Source organism: Bartonella sp. AA23NXGY, assembly GCF_042197165.1.
Taxonomy (GTDB): Bacteria; Pseudomonadota; Alphaproteobacteria; order Rhizobiales; family Rhizobiaceae; genus Bartonella.
In genome coordinates this window covers 1-19,054 of sequence record NZ_JBHIRO010000002.1, presented here as the reverse complement: position 1 = coordinate 19,054, position 19,054 = coordinate 1, and the positions used below count along the sequence as shown (strand labels likewise).

General features: G+C 38.9%; 19 protein-coding genes. 12 read left to right on the top strand and 7 right to left on the bottom strand.

Going from position 1 to position 19,054, the window contains the following annotated elements; genetic code table 11:
- Positions 1 to 172: 172 nt before the first annotated feature.
- From ACFINY_RS01265 to mnhG, 6 genes are read left to right on the top strand one after another with little or no spacing between them, the layout of a single operon-like run.
- Entirely contained in the window at positions 173 to 3,094 is a 2,922-nt protein-coding gene (locus ACFINY_RS01265; RefSeq protein WP_375611320.1) for a monovalent cation/H+ antiporter subunit A, read from the top strand.
- Positions 3,094 to 3,435 (top strand): Na+/H+ antiporter subunit C, encoded by a 342-nt coding sequence (locus tag ACFINY_RS01260; RefSeq protein ID WP_273790150.1) that lies wholly within the window; start codon positions 3,094 to 3,096, stop codon positions 3,433 to 3,435. The genes ACFINY_RS01265 and ACFINY_RS01260 overlap by 1 nt, the downstream gene beginning before the upstream one ends.
- Complete coding sequence (locus ACFINY_RS01255; RefSeq protein ID WP_375611319.1) at positions 3,435 to 5,057, top strand: monovalent cation/H+ antiporter subunit D; 1,623 nt, start codon at positions 3,435 to 3,437, stop codon at positions 5,055 to 5,057. Before ACFINY_RS01260 ends, ACFINY_RS01255 begins: the two co-directional genes overlap by 1 nt.
- A complete protein-coding gene (locus tag ACFINY_RS01250; RefSeq protein WP_375612748.1) occupies positions 5,054 to 5,539 on the top strand; it encodes a Na+/H+ antiporter subunit E in 486 nt (161 codons plus the stop codon). The genes ACFINY_RS01255 and ACFINY_RS01250 overlap by 4 nt, the downstream gene beginning before the upstream one ends.
- Positions 5,536 to 5,817 carry a K+/H+ antiporter subunit F gene (locus ACFINY_RS01245; protein ID WP_375606068.1) on the top strand — a complete coding sequence of 94 codons (282 nt, stop codon included), beginning with the start codon at positions 5,536 to 5,538 and terminating at the stop codon, positions 5,815 to 5,817. The genes ACFINY_RS01250 and ACFINY_RS01245 overlap by 4 nt, the downstream gene beginning before the upstream one ends.
- Positions 5,814 to 6,224 (top strand): monovalent cation/H(+) antiporter subunit G, encoded by a 411-nt coding sequence (gene mnhG, locus ACFINY_RS01240; protein WP_375612747.1) that lies wholly within the window; start codon positions 5,814 to 5,816, stop codon positions 6,222 to 6,224. The genes ACFINY_RS01245 and mnhG overlap by 4 nt, the downstream gene beginning before the upstream one ends.
- Positions 6,225 to 6,240: 16 nt before the next feature.
- On the opposite strand, the gene ACFINY_RS01235 is transcribed toward mnhG, so the two are convergent.
- From ACFINY_RS01235 to ACFINY_RS01220, 4 genes are all read right to left on the bottom strand, one after another.
- The gene (locus ACFINY_RS01235; protein WP_375611316.1) at positions 6,241 to 6,633 is read right to left on the bottom strand and encodes an MliC family protein; all 393 of its coding nucleotides are present in this window, start codon (positions 6,631 to 6,633) and stop codon (positions 6,241 to 6,243) included.
- A gap of 17 nt (positions 6,634 to 6,650) precedes the next feature.
- The gene (locus tag ACFINY_RS01230) at positions 6,651 to 7,046 is read right to left on the bottom strand and encodes an MliC family protein (protein ID WP_375611315.1); all 396 of its coding nucleotides are present in this window, start codon (positions 7,044 to 7,046) and stop codon (positions 6,651 to 6,653) included.
- A gap of 416 nt (positions 7,047 to 7,462) precedes the next feature.
- Complete coding sequence (gene aroB, locus ACFINY_RS01225) at positions 7,463 to 8,596, bottom strand: 3-dehydroquinate synthase (RefSeq protein ID WP_375638134.1); 1,134 nt, start codon at positions 8,594 to 8,596, stop codon at positions 7,463 to 7,465.
- On the bottom strand, positions 8,571 to 9,203 hold the full coding sequence (locus ACFINY_RS01220) for a shikimate kinase (RefSeq protein WP_375606223.1): 633 nt from the start codon (positions 9,201 to 9,203) through the stop codon (positions 8,571 to 8,573). The genes aroB and ACFINY_RS01220 overlap by 26 nt, the downstream gene beginning before the upstream one ends.
- Positions 9,204 to 9,463: 260 nt before the next feature.
- Here ACFINY_RS01220 and ACFINY_RS01215 point away from each other — a divergent pair, with 260 nt between their 5' ends.
- The 3 genes from ACFINY_RS01215 to ACFINY_RS01205 all read left to right on the top strand — a co-directional run bounded on the left by ACFINY_RS01215 (position 9,464) and on the right by ACFINY_RS01205 (position 12,227).
- Positions 9,464 to 10,402 (top strand): site-specific tyrosine recombinase XerD, encoded by a 939-nt coding sequence (locus ACFINY_RS01215; RefSeq protein WP_375611313.1) that lies wholly within the window; start codon positions 9,464 to 9,466, stop codon positions 10,400 to 10,402.
- Positions 10,403 to 10,480: 78 nt separating this feature from the next.
- Complete coding sequence (locus ACFINY_RS01210; protein ID WP_375611312.1) at positions 10,481 to 11,437, top strand: acetyl-CoA carboxylase carboxyltransferase subunit alpha; 957 nt, start codon at positions 10,481 to 10,483, stop codon at positions 11,435 to 11,437.
- Between the two features lie 40 nt (positions 11,438 to 11,477).
- Positions 11,478 to 12,227 carry a L,D-transpeptidase family protein gene (locus ACFINY_RS01205; protein ID WP_375628563.1) on the top strand — a complete coding sequence of 250 codons (750 nt, stop codon included), beginning with the start codon at positions 11,478 to 11,480 and terminating at the stop codon, positions 12,225 to 12,227.
- 890 nt (positions 12,228 to 13,117) lie between these two features.
- Here ACFINY_RS01205 and ACFINY_RS01200 read toward each other — a convergent pair.
- The 3 genes from ACFINY_RS01200 to ACFINY_RS01190 form a co-directional block, all read right to left on the bottom strand.
- Positions 13,118 to 14,179 carry a CobW family GTP-binding protein gene (locus ACFINY_RS01200; RefSeq protein ID WP_375611310.1) on the bottom strand — a complete coding sequence of 354 codons (1,062 nt, stop codon included), beginning with the start codon at positions 14,177 to 14,179 and terminating at the stop codon, positions 13,118 to 13,120.
- Positions 14,180 to 14,571: 392 nt separating this feature from the next.
- Positions 14,572 to 15,669 (bottom strand): D-alanyl-D-alanine carboxypeptidase family protein, encoded by a 1,098-nt coding sequence (locus ACFINY_RS01195; RefSeq protein WP_375611309.1) that lies wholly within the window; start codon positions 15,667 to 15,669, stop codon positions 14,572 to 14,574.
- Between the two features lie 692 nt (positions 15,670 to 16,361).
- On the bottom strand, positions 16,362 to 17,168 hold the full coding sequence (locus tag ACFINY_RS01190; protein ID WP_375611308.1) for a lysophospholipid acyltransferase family protein: 807 nt from the start codon (positions 17,166 to 17,168) through the stop codon (positions 16,362 to 16,364).
- A gap of 128 nt (positions 17,169 to 17,296) precedes the next feature.
- On the opposite strand from ACFINY_RS01190, the gene thiD reads away from it, so the two are divergent.
- The 3 genes from thiD to ACFINY_RS01175 form a co-directional block, all read left to right on the top strand.
- On the top strand, positions 17,297 to 18,151 hold the full coding sequence (gene thiD / locus ACFINY_RS01185) for a bifunctional hydroxymethylpyrimidine kinase/phosphomethylpyrimidine kinase (RefSeq protein WP_375611307.1): 855 nt from the start codon (positions 17,297 to 17,299) through the stop codon (positions 18,149 to 18,151).
- A gap of 351 nt (positions 18,152 to 18,502) precedes the next feature.
- A complete protein-coding gene (locus ACFINY_RS01180) occupies positions 18,503 to 18,697 on the top strand; it encodes a hypothetical protein (RefSeq protein WP_375611306.1) in 195 nt (64 codons plus the stop codon).
- A gap of 13 nt (positions 18,698 to 18,710) precedes the next feature.
- Positions 18,711 to 19,054: phage tail protein (locus tag ACFINY_RS01175; protein ID WP_375700764.1), on the top strand; the 344-nt coding region annotated here is incomplete at its 3' end.

Here is a 19,054-nt window from a genome sequence, read left to right as displayed (position 1 = left end):
AGAGAAGAATTGTGTGGTGCGCAGTATTTTCATGCAAGCATTGTTTTTTTAAAAATTTTAAATGCTTTTAAGTTTTATTAAATCTTATTATCATTAAGTGTGGAATGGGGGTGAGAATATAAGTTTTTGTTTTGTCGATGACAAAATATTAAGGTAAAATGGAGTTTAAAGAATGACAACACGGGAAGCAATGTTGGTATTGCTCGTTTTGCTTCCCTTTGGTGGAAGTGCTGTCATTGGCTTTTTTCGTTCGACAGCAAAAAATAATGAAGCGTGGTTTGCTGGGGTTGTCGCACTTTTCTGTCTTATTTTTACAATAATGCTTTATCCGGAAGTTCGCGGAAACCACATAGTGCGTTTAGATATTTCTTGGCTTCCAGAATGGGGAAGCGATTTGATTCTCCGCATAGATGGTTTGTCGTGGCTTTTTTGCTTGCTTATTACAGGGATTGGGCTGCTTGTTGTCATTTATTCACGTTATTACATAGATCCAGCGGATTCTGTACCGCGTTTTTTTTCCTTTTTTTTGGCCTTTATGGGATCAATGATAGGAATAGTTTTATCAGGTAATCTCGTCTTTTTGGTTGTTTTCTGGGAACTTACCAGTATTTTTTCTTTTTTGCTGATCGGCTATTGGTACCATAATGCAAGTGCGCGTGAGGGTGCGCGTATGGCTCTAACGATCACAGGTTTTGGCGGCTTTGCTCTTTTTATTGGAGTTTTATTGATTGGGTATACTGTTGGCAGTTTTGATTTGGATAAGGTGCTACAGTCTGGAGATATGATCCGGTCAAGTTCTCTTTATAGTCCTATCCTTATTTGTATTTTATTGGGAGGGTTAACAAAAAGCGCGCAATTTCCCTTTCATTTTTGGCTACCTAACGCGATGGCTGCTCCAACTCCCGTATCGGCTTATTTGCATTCGGCAACAATGGTAAAAGCGGGATTGTTTTTGCTTGTTCGTTTATGGCCTGTGCTCTCTGGAACAGAATCTTGGTTTTGGCTGGTTGGCTTTTCAGGACTCTCAACTCTTCTTCTAGGTGCCTATTTTTCCATGTTTCAGCAAGACTTGAAAGGACTGCTTGCTTACTCGACTATTAGTCATCTTGGATTAATTACAACACTTTTAAGTCTTGGTAGTCCACTTGCATGTGTTGCGGCGATCTTTCATATGGCCAATCATGCTACTTTTAAAGCTTCTTTATTTATGGCTGCTGGCATTATTGATCACGAGACGGGAACACGTGATATGCGTAAACTGTCAGGGCTTTATCGTTCTATGCCTATCACAGCAACTCTTGCTTTAGTTGCGAGTGCAGCGATGGCTGGGGTTCCTTTGTTGAATGGTTTTTTATCGAAAGAGATGTTTTTTGCTGAAGCTGTTGAAACGCATATGGAATCATGGCTCGATTGGATTGCGCCTTATGTGGCAACGCTAGCTAGTCTGTTTAGTGTGACCTATTCTATACGCTTTATTCATGGCGTTTTTTTAGGACCAAAGCCTGACAATTTACCCAAGACTCCCCATGAACCACCGCATTTCATGCGTTTACCAATGGAGCTTTTGGTGTTTATTTGTTTAGCGGTTGGTATTTTTCCTAATTTAACAATAGGACCTATTTTAGATAATGCGGTCGTGTCTGTTTTAGGACCAATGACAATTCCTTATAGTTTGGCTGTTTGGCATGGGTTTAACACTCCATTAGTGATGAGCTTTGTTGCATTATTAGGGGGCGGATTGCTCTATGCTGTTGGGCATCGTTATTTTTTATCCTGTGATGATGGGGCTCCTTTTTTCCGTCACTTAAAAGGACCGCGTATTTTTGAACGCATTCTCGTAATTATTTCTTGGAAATGGGCCCGTGCGGTGGAGTCTGCTTTGTCAACACGCCGTTTGCAGATCCAATTGCATTGGATTTTTTGGGTCTGTTTTGCCTTTGTTGGTCTTTTACTTTGGTGCGATGGTTTCATTCCAGTGGGGACATTACCGCTTTTTCCACTTGATATTCCTTTTCTCGCTCTTTGGCTGGTTGGCGGATTATGTGCGCTTTTAGTTGCTTGGCGAGCAAAGTTTCATCGTCTTGCTTCACTTATGCTTTTAGGGGGAGCTGGTTTGATGACTTGTGCAACCTTTTTATGGCTTTCTGCTCCTGATTTAGCAATAACACAATTGGTTGTTGAGGTTGTTACAGTCGTTTTATTATTGCTTGGTTTACGGTGGTTGCCTAAACGTTTGCATGACTCTAGGCCAGCTGCTGTTCATTTTTGGGTTCGCTTGCGTCGTTTCCGTGATTTCATCATATCCCTTGTAGGAGGTGCTGGTGTAGCATGGCTTTCTTTTGCAGTGATGACACGTCCCCAAGGTACAACGATTTCTGATTTTTTTCTAACGCATGCTTACTCAGATGCTGGTGGTCGCAATGTTGTGAATGTGTTATTGGTTGATTTCCGTGGTTTTGATACCATGGGAGAAATTGTGGTTTTGGGTGTTGTTTCCCTTACTGTTTTTGCACTCTTACGACGTTTTCGTCCTGCGCCTGAGAGTATTGATGCGCCTTTTCAACAACGTATCCAGAAAGCCTTTGATATAGCACAGCCTAATCGAAATGTGGGAGATACAGTATTGAATTATTTAGCTGTTCCTGCTGTTATTATGGGTTGGCTCTTTCCAATTATTATCGCTTTTGCTATTTATTTATTCATGCGAGGGCATGATCTGCCAGGAGGTGGATTTGTCGGTGGTATTACTTTGGCTATAGGATTTATTTTACAATATCTTGCACGCGATATTCGGTGGGTGGAAACGCATTTGAGAGTTTTACCTTTGCGTTGGATAGGCTTTGGTTTATTATTGTCAGTCGTAACGGGGATGGGCTCTTGGTTTTTTGGATATCCTTTTTTAACATCCTTTTTTCGATATATTCATCTTCCGTTAATTGGGAAAGTTCCCATGGCATCTGCTTTTTTGTTTGATTTTGGTGTGCTTTCTCTTGTGTTAGGAGCAACTGTTCTCATTTTAATTGCACTTGCACACCAGTCAATTAGGAGTTACCGAATCGGTAAGAAACCTATTTTAAAAGAGAAGGAAAATTAATGGAAATTGTTCTTTCTTTGGGTATCGGTGTTTTTGTCGGATCAGGTATTTGGCTTGTTTTGCGTCCACGTACTTTTCAAGTCATTCTTGGTTTGTCCTTGATCTCCTATGGTGTTAATCTTTTTATATTTTCAATGAGTAGACCGCGTAGTAATGCTGCTCCAATTGTTGATCCTACCACTGTTATTAATCCAGCTAATTATGTCGATCCTCTTCCACAAGCCTTGGTTTTAACTGCGATTGTGATTGGTTTTGCAACAACAGCTTTATTTTTAGTTATCTTGTTGGTTTCACGTGGTTTAACGGGTTCTGATCACGTTGATGGACGTGAGGTGCAATAATGGAAATAGGAGTGCATCATCTCCTTATTTTGCCTATTCTTTTGCCGTTAATCACTGGAGCACTTCTTCTTTTTTATGATGAACGTCGTGCAAGACTTAAATCATTCATCAGTCTTTCTTCTGCGGGACTGTTGGTCGTTACTGCCATTTTATTGATTATACGTACTCTTGAAATAGCACCGGCTTGCGATGTTTATCGACTTGGTAATTGGCCGTCTTCTTTTGGAATTGTTTTAGTCCTTGATCGCTTAAGCGCTATGATGCTTTTACTTTCCAGCTTGTTGGTGACTAGCGTGTTGGTTTTTGCGCGGGCTCATTGGTATAAAGCTGGTTCTCATTTTCAGTCACTAATGCAATTTTTTATGGTGGGGATAAATGGTGCTTTTTTGACTGGCGATTTATTTAATTTATTTGTGTTTTTTGAAGTTATGTTAACGGCTTCCTATGGGCTTGCTTTGCATGGTTCTGGTCAGACACGCGTGCGTGCAGGGTTGCATTATGTTGTGGTTAATCTTGTTGCTTCATTATTTTTTTTAGTTGGTATAGCGCTCATTTATGGAGTCGTTGGTACTCTTAATATGGCCGATTTGGCTGTTAAAATAAAATATATATCTTCTACAGATATTGTTTTGTTCGAAATAGGTGTTGCACTTTTAGGTATTGCTTTTTTGCTTAAAGCGGGTATGTGGCCGCTTAATTTTTGGTTGGTGCCAACTTACAGTGCAGCAGCAGCGCCTGTTGGAGCTTCTTTTGCACTTTTGAGCAAGGTTGGTATTTATATTATTTTACGTTTAACGTTGCTATGGTTTGGTCCTGAAAGTGAATATTTTAACCATTTTGGTCATACAGTTTTGTTTTATGGTGGGCTTGCCACTATGATTATTGGTTTTATTGGAGTATTGGCGAGCCAAGTTTTGGTGCGTTTGGCAGCTTATAGCGTTCTTGTCTCTTCTGGCACATTGTTGGCTGCGATCGGGATAGGCAATGCAGCACTGACAGCAGGCGCACTTTTTTATATTGTTTCTTCAACTTTAGCACTGGGAGCTTTTTTTCTTTTGGTAGAGTTGGTAGAACGCTGTCAAGATGTGGCTGCTAATGTTCTTGCTGTCACAATGGAGGTGTATGGTGACGATGAAGAGGAGGAAGAAGATGAAGTTGGCATCTATTTTCCAGTAACCTTGGCAATTCTTGGAGCTTGTTTTGGTATCTGTGCCATTTTGATTATTGGATTGCCGCCTTTTTCTGGTTTTGTTGCTAAATTTATGATGTTCATGGCAATTTTAAACCACAGTAGAGAGGATTTTTCTGCTTCTCTTCCGGTTTACCAAGATTGGCTTTTTGTAGTTTTTGTCACTCTCTCTGGTTTTGCGGCTTTGATTGCATTGACACGAACGGGTATCCGAACTTTTTGGGTTTCTCTTGAAGGGCGTATTCCTCGTGTGCAAGTGATAGAATTTGCGCCTATTGCCGTTCTCCTTGCTTTGTGTTTTCTTATAACAATTGTAGCCAGTCCTGTTAGTCATTATATGTCTGAAACTGCTAAGACTTTGTATGAACCTCAAAACTATATTGGGAGCGTTTTAACGGATTTTTCTCTCGAAAATAGGGAGATAAGTAAATGAATCGTTTTTGTCCTTCCCCTTTTTTCAGTGGTGTCATTGTCCTTATGTGGCTTATTTTAAATGGTTTTAGTTTAGGGCAATTGCTTTTAGGGATTTTAACCGCTTTGTTTTGTGGTTGGATGATACGGCTTCTGGAGCCGGAGAAGGTTGTTATTAAAAGCTGGAGTGCGGTTTTTCGTCTCGTTTTTCGAGTATTTATAGATTCTATATTCTCAAATGTTTCGGTGGCTTGGTTTGTTTTAACAAAAAGGTCTCGAGAGCAGAAATCTGGTTTTATTGTAGTACCTCTTCTGCTTCATAATCGCACTGCTTTGGCTATTTTAGCATGCATCCTTTCGGCAACCCCTGGAACTGCTTGGGTTGCCTATAATAGTAAAAAGGGTGAACTTTTGCTTCATGTCTTAAATTTAAAAAATGGATATGATTACAAACAGTTGATCAAACAACGGTATGAGCAATTGCTTTTGGAGATTTTTTTATGAGTATGGTGATTCTTTATTGGGGGCTTTTCTTTTCACAGTTTTTTTTAAGTTTAGCGGTGATTTTCGCGCTGTTTCGGTTGATTCGTGGTCCACGGGCGCAGGATAGAATTGTTGGTTTGGATGCCCTTTATATAACCACTATTCTTTTGTTTCTTACATTCGATATTCGTTCAGGAACAACCACTTATTTTGTCGCAGCTCTCATTATTGGATTGTTGGGATCTGTCTCAAGCATCGCTTTGGCGAAATTTCTTATGCGGGGGGAGATTATTGAATGAAAGATGATATATCGCTTGTGGTTGCTATTGCTATCACAGTTTTCTTAATATTAGGGTCTGGATTGACATTGATCGCAACGATAGGTTTGGTGCGTTTTTCCAATTTTTATAAGCGTTTGCATATGCTTTCAGTATGTACGAGTTGGGGCGTTGGTAGTATTCTTATTTCTTCATTTCTTTATTCAATATTTGTGGACCATTATTTTGTTTTTCATGAAGTGTTGCTGATGTTTTTTTTGTTTTTAACAGCACCGGTAGCTTCTATGTTGCTCTCACATACAGCAGCTTATCGACATCATTCAGAAGAACAGTCAGAAAAACCGCTGGCTCTTTTATTACACAAGACGGAGGAAAAGTTACCCACGTCAGAAGGAACATCAAGAGATGAGAGCCAGCGCGGTTCTTGAAATGTAAGAATCTTCCTTATTCTGTGCTTTTTTCTTCTACACAGTGGATGGGCTTTTCTTCTTTTGGATCATTAATAAGATCGTAAAATATGGCTTCATTTTTAGTTATCCACCAAATGTATTGTCCACCCACATATTTTCCTCCAGAAGCGGCAATTACATTAGAACCAACGATGCGCTTACCGTTCCATTTTAAATCAACAAGCGCAATATTGCCAGCATTATAATAAGTTGCTTCAACATACTCTTTGCTTGTTCCCATATCGCATTGATAGGAGACGGTCTCTGTTGTTGGTTCTGGATCATCTGGTACTTCAATGACTAAAGAACTTGCTAATGCATTAATTGAACCGAGGAGGAGCACACTTAAAGTAATGAAAAATTGTTTAGTAAAAGAAATTTTTTTCATAATATTTCCCGTGTTATTTAAAATAATAATGTTGACTCATCTTTACAGAGGATAGGTTTTTTTTCTTCTGGATCCTGAGCAAGGTCATAAAGAGTGACTTCTTTGTTCTTCTCCCACCAGATATACTGAGCTCCTGCAAATTTTGCTCCTGTTGCCGCGATGACATTAGCAGCAATGACACGATCACCGTTCCATTTGAAATCAACCAACGAAATATTATCAGCATTAAGATAGACTGCCTCAATGCGCTCTTTACCTGCTCCAGTTTCACACTGATAGGTAATGGTCTCTGTTTTGGGCTCTGGATTGTCTGGTACTTCAATGATTAAAGAACCAGCTAAGCTATTGTTTGAGCTGAAGAGTGATAAACTTAAAGCGGTGAAAAATCCTAAAATGTGCAAAGTTTTTTTCATGATGCTTCCCTATATTCCTAATATTGTGCACAAAGAATAATTTGACTGATACGATGGTGTCTACGGCAGGATTCGAACCTGCGACCCCAGGATTCATACCACTTCGATTTTCACCGCCAGCCTTATCGGCTGTTTGTGGTCTGGACTGTCTCTTCACCTTGAAGCTTTTGCTCTTTAGGTGCTGCCCGTTCAGTCTCTACACCTTTCTCTCATTTGAAAAGAGACTTGGCTCGGGATTGGCATATAGTCGCCCATGAAGCTTTCCCCGAATTTGAGCAGATTCACTTTGAGGATTTCTCCTCAAAGTGCCCAATTTCTTTAGGAATCCTGTGCTCTATCCTACTGAGCTACGCAGACATCATCATATTTAATCTTTAATAGAAGTATAAAAACGAATCAATTATATTCAATATGAATTAACGAATTTCTGTTAATTTTTGTTCCAAAAAGGATAAAACTGCATCTGGTGAAACATTTTTTGCAATAAATGATTGGCCAAGTCCGCGTGTTAATATGAAAGTCAAATTGTTTTGCGAAACTTTTTTATCTTGGGCAATGAGAGTCATTAAAGTTTCAGCATCTGGTAGAGACCCTGGGATATCCTTTAATTGTGTAGGCAATCCTATAGATTTGAAGTGCGCTTCAATGCGTTGTGTAAGCGTGGGGCTTATTAAATTTAATTGAGCAGAGAATTGATGAGCTAGAATTATCCCAATTGCTACACTTTCGCCATGGATTAAACGGTTGGAGTCATAAGCGGTTGCTGTTTCAAGCATGTGTCCAAATGTATGGCCGAGATTTAAGAGTGCGCGCTCTCCCGTTTCGTACTCATCACGTGCTACAATGGCAGCTTTAAATTGGCATGAGCGAACAATGGCCTCTGTTCGCATAGGGCCGTTAGAGAAAATTTTCTGCCCATTTTTTTCAAGCCACTCAAAAAAGTCAGGTTGGTTAATGAGACCGTATTTTACTATTTCTGCGTAGCCAGCGCGAAATTCACGCGGTGGCAGGGTATCAAGAAGACACGTGTCAGCAATAACGCATTGTGGTTGATAAAAGGCACCAATAAGATTTTTGCCATATTGGCTATTGATTCCCGTTTTTCCACCAACAGAAGAATCAATTTGTGCAAGAAGCGTTGTGGGCATTTGAATGAAGTTCATGCCACGGCGGATTATACTTGCCGCAAATCCTGCTAGATCACCAATGACACCACCGCCAAAAGCAATAACACAGTCGCCTCTTTCTAAGCGTGCAGCAAGAATTTGATCGATAACAACTTGCAGGGTTGAAAATGATTTTGATTGTTCTCCCGCTTCTACAATAATAGGGACAGTATGAATTTTATTTTTTGTTAATTCTGCTTGCAATATCTCCAAATGAAGGGAAGCAACATTTGTATCTGTAACAAGTGCCAAGCGCGTTTGATGAGGATCTTTTTTATTAAGAGCATGTTTAATTTGTGAAGCAGCTTGTGTAATCAGACCCGGACCAATGATGATATCGTAACAGTGTTTGTCCAGTTTAACAGTGACGGTTTTGGTTTGCATGCTGGTTATCCCTATTGTTAATTTCTGTGTATAGGTAGTGCTGTACGGATCGTATAACATTTTGTGCTACGGTATGACGGCTTTCTTTATGACTGTTAATTGTTAAGTTTGCCTTTGCATAGATAGGATAACGCTGTTCCATGAGTTTTTGCATGGTTTCTTTAGGATTGGCTGTTTGAAGCAGGGGACGTGTTGGGTGCTTTGAGACACGTTGCATGAGGATATCAAGATCGACTTTTAGCCATATGGATATACCATTTTGGTGAATGGCTTTTCGGATATTTTCATTTATGTAGGCACCACCACCTGTTGCTAAAACAAGGGGACTTTTTTTCATGAGGTTTAGAATAACACGCTGTTCAAGAGCACGAAATTCGGATTCACCATAAATTTCAAAGAGTTCCGTGATTGTCATTTGTGCAGCTTTTTCAATTTCTTGGTCAGAATCATAAAAAGGTAAACGAAGCATGGTGGCGACGCGTTTTCCGATCACTGATTTGCCTGCCCCCATAAGACCAACAAGGACAAGTGCTCTTTTATCAAGGGACGATAAGAGCTGATTCTTTATTTGTGTTATGGGGACGCGTTTTTGTCGATTGCTTTTCATAACTTTATTTCGGCATTTATCCATCTTAAAGTCAATTCCTGTTAATCTTTGTGAGGCATAATACGAGATAGAATATTTTTGGGTAGGTTATTGTCTTATGCCAACATTGACTAGATTTTTGATGATTCTTTTCATTTTGCTTTCTGTTCTTTTCATTATAATGGGTGCTCTTGTGGTTTGGGTTGAACCAGTAACTGTGGATATGTACATTGATGTTCCCTTGAATTCATGGAATCTTTCTACGGAAGCGAATCAATGAAATGAAAAGTGGTGCTGTGATAGATCATTTTCTTGAGATGATGAGTGCGGAGAGAGGGGCTTCGTCTCATACGCTTGCGGCTTATCAGCATGATTTGCAGTGGGCACAAGACGAATTGTCTTCACACTCTGTTTCGCTTTTTTCAGCACAAAAAGAAGATTTAATTACTCTTTTGTCACTTATGCATACTTTTGGTTTTGCGGCATCGTCGCAAGCGCGCCGTTTATCAACTTTGCGTCAGTTTTATCAATTCCTTTATGCTGAAGGGTTGAGAGCAGATGATCCCTCTCATGATATTGATGCACCTCGTCAGAGGCGTCCTTTGCCCAAAATCATGAGTGAAGATGCAGTGATAAAATTGCTTGATTTTGCGGAGTTAGAAGTCAACCAAGCAGACTATGGGTCCAAAGGTTATTTCCGTGCACTGCGTCTTCAGCTATTGATTGAAATGCTTTATGCAACAGGGTTACGTATTAGTGAGTTGGTGAGTCTGCCGGTTCAGTCTGTTCGAAGGAATGAATACAGCGTTTTGGTTCGTGGTAAGGGCAAAAAAGAACGAATGGTGCTGTTATCAAAAAAAGCATGCCAAGTTCTTTCACAGTGGTTAAATTTGCGTGATCAGGGAAAGGACGCTACGAGTTCTTATCTTTTTCCTGCGCATTCCGAGACAGGATATATTGCTCGTCAAGTCGTTGCACGAGAGTTGAAAAATCTCGCTAGAAGAGCAGGGATAGGAAGTGATAGCTTTTCTCCCCATGTGTTGCGTCATGCTTTTGCTAGTCATCTTTTGCAAAATGGTGCTGATTTGCGTGCCGTTCAACATTTGTTAGGTCATTCTGATATTGCTACCACTCAGATTTATACCCATGTGTTGGAAGAGGGACTTTATCGTTTAGTCAATGAGCATCATCCACTTGCCGATGAGCAAAAGGCTCGTTAAAGAAAAGGTGATGTTTTTGAAAAAGACTTTATAAAGCAAATTATAAGTGTATAAGTGACACTGAATGAGTTGACACAAATGTATAATTATCTTGATTTTGAAAAACCAGTTGCTGATCTTGATGGGAAAATTCTTGAATTAAAAAAAATTTCTCAGGAAAAAGGCAGTCTTGATATGAGTGACGAGATTGCTCGTCTTGAAACGCGTTCCCAAACAGCGTTGCGCGATATTTATAAAAAATTATCGCCGTGGCAAAAAACACAAGTCGCTCGTCATCCGGATCGTCCCCATTTTATGGACTATTCTAAACGCCTATTGAGTGACGTTACGCCTTTGGCCGGAGATCGCAAGTTTGCTGAAGATGAGGCTATTCAAGCGGGGTTTGCACGCTTTAAAGGTGAGGCCGTTGCTTATATCGGTCAAGAGAAAGGTCACGATACGCAAACACGTTTGCGCTATAATTTTGGTTCTGCGCGTCCAGAAGGCTATCGTAAAGCTGTACGTATTATGGAAATGGCTGACCGCTTTGGTTTGCCACTCCTCACTTTTATTGATACAGCAGGTGCTTATCCTGGGGTAAGCGCTGAAGAACGTGGGCAAGCGGAAGCAATTGCTCAATCAACAGCTACAACTTTGCGTTTGAAAGTTCCTGTGGTTTCCGTTGTTATTGGAGAAGGCGGTTCTGGAGGGGCGATAGCAATCGCGGCTGCCAACAAAGTTTATATGTTGGAGCACGCAATTTACTCTGTTATTTCACCAGAAGGAGCAGCTTCTATCTTATGGCGTGATCCAGCTCGTGCAAAAGATGCTGCAATGAATATGCGTATTACCGCTCAAGATTTGTATCGCTTAAAGATTATTGATGGCATTATTTCGGAACCTTTAGGGGGAGCGCATCGTGGCAAAGAGATTGTCATTGATGCAACGGGTGATGTTATTTCAGAAGCTTTAAAAGCTATGGCTGGAAAAGATGGTCAAGTGCTTAAACAAGAGCGAAGGGAAAAATACCTTCAAATTGGTCGATCTCTAACATAGGTTATTTTTTGTGAGGGGTGTTGGATTGGAGTTTTATTCGATGACATTTAGCAGATTCCTTGCTGTGTGTGTGTTGTTTGTAATGGGACTATTGACAGCATGTGAAGGAAGATTACCAGCCTCTATTCGCGCTAAAGTTGAGCAGCCGTTGCCGCAAGAAATCAAAAATAGAATGGTTCTGTATGATATAGATCCCTATGCACCGATTATGATGCGGTTTTTTAAGGAAGAAAATCTTGCTGAAGTTTGGAAGCAATCTCGTTCAGGACCTTTTATCTTGGTTGCTCGCTATGGCATTTGCAAATGGTCTGGTAAGCTTGGACCTAAATATAAAGAAGGGGATCTTCAGACACCAGAGGGTTTTTATACTATTAGCGCAAACCAAATGAATCCTTATTCAAAATATTATCTCTCTTTTAATATAGGATTTCCTAACCTTTATGATCAGGAAAATGGTCGCACAGGAAGCAATCTTATGGTGCATGGTTCTTGCTTTTCCGCAGGTTGTTATTCTATGAGTGATAAGAACATGGCTCAGATTTATGCGTTTGCACGGGATGCTTTTAAAGGAGGACAAAGAGAGTTTCAGTTGCAGGCTTTTCCTTTCCGCATGACCAAGGATAATATGTCACGTCATAGCAAGAATCCTCATTATCAATTCTGGGTTATGCTTAAGAAAGGTTATGATTTTTTTGAAAAAAATCGTCAACCTCCAACTGTTGAGGTTTATGGAAAACGTTACGTTTTTAATCGCGATATTGATAAAAATTCAGTTTCTCTAATGCAGTGAGTGTTATTGTATCCTACAGCACCGTAAACACTATCACTTAATAATGGTGATACAGGATATGCAAAAACTTTGCACATAAGGTGTTTAAGTGAGTAGTCAATATTTTAAAGCGCAGAGTTTTTTCATAGAGCTTTATGTAAGTAAATCATATGAAGTGGGAAGCCAAGAGGAATTTTCTCAAAGAAGTTGGATTGTTTGCACATCGTTACTGGTATCAATCTTCGTTTTTAGTGAAGAGTAAGTTAACATGAAATGTACCTCTCTTTTTATTTCTTTCAAAGAGTTTTATTCTTTTATGCTGTAAAATATTGTCTTGTCGTGCTGTTATATAAGACACATTCACATATTTTAAAATGCGATATTGCCTCTGTCTGATTTTGGTTTTTTTCTTAACAGGGATTTTGATTTCAATTAGCTTGAATAAATATAGAGTTGAGCAGAATATTTTAGAACCAAGAATTTGGTCAATCTGTCTGTGAAATGAATCACATGAAGTGGTTTGCAGATGAAGCGCATTTAGAGAGAAAACAATCTGTTTGCAGATTGATGGATATTAAATTTTTTATCATAACAATTTTATTTATAATGATAATTTAGTGTTATTCAAGTTAAATTAGAACCCTGAATACCATAAGATTCTCTCATTTCAAAGCCGTTCCATGTTGAATAAATTAAAACCATTTTCTTGCACGTTACAAGCGGGGATAACCGCGTGGGTGAAACTGTGCAAGAAAGACTAAAATGCTTTTTACAAACCGTCTCAAGTACCAAGGGCTTGTTTCAACATTGGGAATTAGCAAAGTGTGTAATGGTGCCGGTTTGCTTCTTTAAAAGCATAAAGATGGTGGTGCCAATGAATTTAATATTATATCATTGAAGGGGAGAAAAAATTAAAATTTTATTCCTGGAATGACCAGAGGATTTTCTAAGAGAGCTGTTTTGTCTGCAGTATCTATTGCTGGTTTATTAAAAAAAGCATTGAGGAGCTTTTGTATTGCGTCTTTTTCAACACCATCGGCAATGATGACAAAACGTGTTTGTTTTATTCCTTTTGGCCATGCCGGCAATCTTATGGGAGGATGAAAAAATGTTTGTACGCCATGTAATACAAGTGGGCGATAAGGGTCATCACGCAATGCGATAATTGCTTTAATACGTAATAATTTTGTACCATAACGCTCTTGTAGGAGATCTAAAAAAGCTTCAATTGTGGCGTAATCAACAGGACCCTCACAGTTTAGTGAAAAGGTACGAATGGTTTTATGGGGGGTATGATCATGTGGGGTAGTCGTAAGATTTTGTTTAAGTTTTGTATTTTCTACTTTTTCATCCCATAATGTGTTATTTATTAATAGATTTGAACAGAAATCTTTAGAATGGGCGTCAATGATTTGTGCTGTAGGATTCATTGTTTTAAGTGTGCTAAGGAGTGCATCTGAAAGCGTTTGTGGGTCTCTAAGATCTGTTTTGGTGAGAATGATTTTATCAGCAAATATTAATTGTTTATATATTTCAGGATAGCGCTTACATATGGAAAGTGGACTTAATGTATCAAATGTTGCAAGAACAGCATTTATGGACAATGTTTGAATAAACAATGGGTGGCTTAAAAGTATTTGTAAAATAGGGGCGGGATCAGCCATCCCTGTGGTTTCAATGATAATATGATGGAGTTGTTTGATCTGTCCTGTCTGAACGCGATTTATTAAATCAATTAATGTGTCGATGAGATCACTGCGTAAATTACAGCATAAGCAACCATTGGCAAGCTCAATAATTCCTTCTGTCGTTTTTTCAACCAGAAGGTGGTCAATACTGATTTCGCCGAATTCATTGATGATAACAGCACATTCTGTTAGAAGAGGGTCTTGTAGCATACGGTTGAGCAAAGTTGTTTTGCCAGAGCCTAAAAAACCCGTAATAAGCGTGAGAGGGATGCGCTTTATTTTCATGTTAATCATCAATCATAGTTTTGTTTTTAAAAAATATATCTCAGTATGTCTAAGCAATTTATAATGATGTCCGTGAGGGATATAATGGTTAATCCCCCATGAAATCCATTGTACCACTATCTTTACGCTTATAAAGGTAGGTGCACGTGGGTATATTATACACTTTTAGCGTCAATGTTATGATAATTCTTGGTTCTTGAAAGGACTTTTATTCCTTGTTTTAATTATTTTATCTACATGTTCATCCACCTTGTGGCGCGCAAGAGACTGGTTTTATTGATTCAACAAATACAGATTTGAAATGAGAGAATCTTACAATACTTGTGGTTTTGACATAAGGTACAAAATAATTAATTATCATTATAAATCAAAGTATTATAATTAATTGTAGATTATGATTTATGGCTTTTTATAGAATGGTTTGCGTGCCTTTTATACGGAATATAGGGTTTTCTTAGTGGTTTTACTGTCATTTTAGGTGTTTGTGGCGTACGAATGAGGTGTACTGATAAAGGATGAGAAAAAGAAGGTGGAGCAGTGATAAAAGGTGAGGTGAGAATAATATTTCCTTGATCATCATATGAATTTGCATGCATTTTTATGGCTTCAGGTGTGCATGTTTGTTGTCTCATATTGTTGGCTTGTGTTATGTTGCTCCCATAAGGTTTTAATGTTGCTAGTGTTAATTGGGGGCTTCCTTGGTGCAAAAATCCTATTTCAAGAAGTTGTGCAGCTTTTTCTTCTCTTTCACTTATGTTGTTAGCACCTAGAATGACAGCAATAATTGTACGTTTATTGCGGGTGGCTGAGGCAACAAGATTAAAACCAGAGGCACAAATAAAGCCTGTTTTCATACCGTCTATCCCATAAAAACGGCCAATGAGGTTGTTTGAGTTATGTTGGATTTTTCGATTATTACCAAAATCAATGGCTGGAATAGAAAAATAATGAGCATATTGTGGAAATTCTCGACGTATTTGAACGGCTAAAAGAGCAATATCGCGTGCCGTGGAGTAGTTTTGAGGATCTGGTAAACCACTTGCGTTCGCAAAATGGGTGCCAAACATGCCTAAACGTTTAGCTTCGCTATTCATTTTACGTACAAAATCTTTCTGTGAACCCGCAACAGCTTCACTCATGGCAATGGCTAAATCATTGGTAGATTTAACCATGGTGATACTTAAGGCTGTATCAAGTGTGAGTACAGAACCAGCTTTATAGCCTGAACGATATGAGGGAGCTTTTGCGGCGTATTCGCTGATGGTGATATGTTTGTTTGGTGAAACTTCCCCTCGGCTCATGGCACGAAAAATAACATAAGCGGTCATTAATTTTGTCAAGGAAGCAGGATACCAACGCTCAAAAGCTTGATTATGTTTTAAGATACGCCTCGTTGTAACATCAACAGAAATAAAAGGCTGCGCTAGAGCAACAGCGCTGGATAAACTCAAAATCACAGAAAAAAATAAATTATAGAAGAGACGTCGCATTAATTTAAATCTAGTTCCCTCTTATTCGTTATTTAGAATTGTTTTAATGTAGCACACAAAGCATTTAAGTCTAGGATAGGAAGGAAAGATGGTTAATTGCTGTATCCGTTGTGTCTGTGGGATAAAAACCAATTCTCATTTTTATTTTCCCCTTGAATTTGGTTTGATGACTTAAGTATCTCAAGAAATACTTTTTAAATAATGAAGATTGTACAAGATTTCAGGTTCTTGGAGGGATTGAATTTCTCAGAAAGGAATGAATCTGCATAATCATGCATTTTTCTTGCTCTCCTGTTAGGATAGCCCTTGGCACTTGAGACGGTTCGTAAAAAGCATTTTAATCTTTTCTTGTATCGTTTTATTCACACAGATATCCCCGCTTGTAATGTGTAAGAAAATGATTCTAATTGATTCAACCTAGAATAGATTTGAAATGAGAAAATCTTACGGTGTTCAGGGTTCTCATTCAAGTTGAATAACGCTAAAACATCGTTATAAATCAATGAGATGTATGTTATTTAAATGATTTTAAAGAGAGGAAGAATTCTTTTTCAAAAAAATTTACACATTGATCATTTCTTATCATGTACAAGTGTTTTACAATTTTAAATTAGAAAGTTTGAAGTATCTTTCTTATATTTTTGTTCCCTATACTCCGCTCAATATACAAAGTTATGCATTATTCTTATCAATCAGTGCATTGTTTCATGTTGATTTAGTTTTTGAAGTTTCTGAACAGCGTATGGTGGCATAGGAGGAGGGGTAGGGTCTTGAGCTGCTAAGAGAAGCAGTTCATCACACGCTTTTTCAGTTTTTTGGACAAGTTGATCTAGAAAATCACGTTTGCTTAAACCAGCCTCTATCGGGGGAAGAATACGGACACGAATTGTTCCGGGATAGCGGCGAAAATTATTGCGTGGCCAATATAAACCCGCATTATGTGCAATAGGAACAACTTGAAGTCCTAATTCATTATAGAGCGCGACAATTCCTGACTTATAATCTGGTTCTTGACCGGGTTGTCGGCGTGTTCCTTCGGGAAAAATCAAGATTTGGCGCCCTTGTTTTACTTTCTCTTTTGCTTTTTGTATAATCATTTTTAAGGCTTTGATGGGTGTTGTGCGGTTAATGGGGATAATTTGCGTTTTTGCCATATACCAGCCAAACAATGGAATCCACATCAATTCACGTTTTAAAATGAGAGTGGGATCATCAAAATAAGGAACAAGACTGAAAGTTTCCCAAGCCGATTGATGCTTTGGAGCAATGATATAGGGTCCTTTGGGAAGATTTTCTAAACCTTCAATCTCATAACTTGTGCCTGCGATGTATTTTTGCAAAAAGAGTGTAACGCGCGCCCATGTTTTAGGAACAATCCATGCCTTTTTGCGGGGCATTAAAAAATAAACGGGAGCGTAAAGAATCATTTGTATGAAAGTTGATGTATAAAAAGCGAACGTAAAAAGAATAGAACGAAGGATAAGCACTACATTTTCCATTTTATATCTATAAGAAGACTTCGTATATAATATAATTCACGTGAGAAAACATCTTCTTTATATTTTTTCAAGCATCTATTTTTCGGTAACTCATTTTCCGATATTTAAAAACAGAAGGAAAGAGGTTGATGGAATTACAAAAAGATAAACTTTTTATTCCACGGATTTTATCTATTGCGGGAACAGATCCTTCTGGTGGCGCTGGAATGCAGGCGGATTTGAAGGTTTTTTCAGCTATGAAAACTTATGGTATGAGTGTGGTTACAGCTGTTGTTGCACAAAATACTCAGGGTGTGCGTTCTTTTCAGGCATTAGATGCTTCTTTTGTTGCAGATCAAATTGATTCTGTTTTTGAGGATATTCATGTTGATGCCGTTAAAATTGGTATGGTTGCAAATGCTCAGATTGCACAGGTTATTGCAGAACGTCTTGCTTATCATAAAGCGCGTTTCATTGTTTTTGATCCGGTTATGGTTGCAAAAAGTGGTGATGTTCTTTTAAAGTCTGATGCAATTGAAATTATGCGTGATGTTCTTGTGCCGATGTCAACTTTGATCACGCCAAATTTGCCTGAAGCTGCATTGTTATTGGGATGTGAAGTGCAATGGTCTTTAGAGACTATGTATCAATATGCTCCACGACTCTTGGCGCTAGGGTGTCATGCAGTTTTGTTAAAAGGGGGACATTTGAATACGCTGACCAAAAATAGTACAGAAAATTACGATTGTTCTAGTCCAGATCTTTATTGTGATTGTGAAAACCTTGTTATACTTGAAGCCTCTCGTCTTTCAACCACTCATGATCATGGGACAGGGTGTACCATTTCTGCTGCCATTGCAGCTCTGTTACCTACCCAACCTTTGGATTGCGCTGTTAAACAAGCAAAAGATTATTTGCATGGCGCTTTAACTGCCTCAGATGCTTTAAAAGTAGGGAAAGGGCGAGGGCCGCTTCATCATTTTTATGCATTATGGAAAGATTAATACAACGGTTGATAGTGAAAAATCTTCACTCTATGAATTTGTTTCGTCATTATATGATGTTTTGGACTTATGACTGATAAATGTTAGCGTATTGTAGCTTAACAGTTATTTTGTATTAAGAAGGATAAGAAAAAATGTTATAATTTGCTTCTTTTATATATTTTTTACGATTAATCTATCCTGTTTTAGAGGCAATTTTGAGTATAAAAAAGAGAGCAAGGAATTGTAAAATCAGGATTTGATAGCAAAAAGAGTAGAGGGAAAGACCTTTTACAAGGCGATATTAAAGCTAGCGGATCCACTATATTCGCTGTTTCTTATATTGGTGGCAAAACAGCCATTCAACCCATCGTGCAATTTGCGGGAGCTTCTCCTGTAAATTCATCTGCGAGAGAGCAAAGAGACAAAGACCGTTCCCCCATCACACACAATCAAAACGTCACAGTGCATGTTAATGGGGCGCGTGAACCCATGGCCACTGGTCGTGCGGTTGCCCATGCCATTCAACGGGCACGTGCCAATGCGCTGCATGGGGGAACAGAATGAGGGGAGGGAGCCTATGAGAGATCCTTTGATGATGTTAGGACCGCATCAATTTTATGTGGATTGGCTAAATTTCCAATCCTTTGAAGAAGAGTTTTCTGCCTCATGGGTTTGTATGGAGCGTTTTGGAAAGGCACCCAGTTTGCAATTTACCGGCTATGGCAATGATGCAAAGACCATTCATGGAGTTTGGTTTCCAGAAGAATTTGGTGATCGGGTAGCGATAGATGCCATCACTACAACTATTCGAAGAGCAAAGCCTGTCCAGATGCTTCGTTGGATCAATGATACGACCTATAGTGTCCTTCTCCATGGATCCGTAGTAATCACCACGATCAATAAAGACCACGACTATATCAG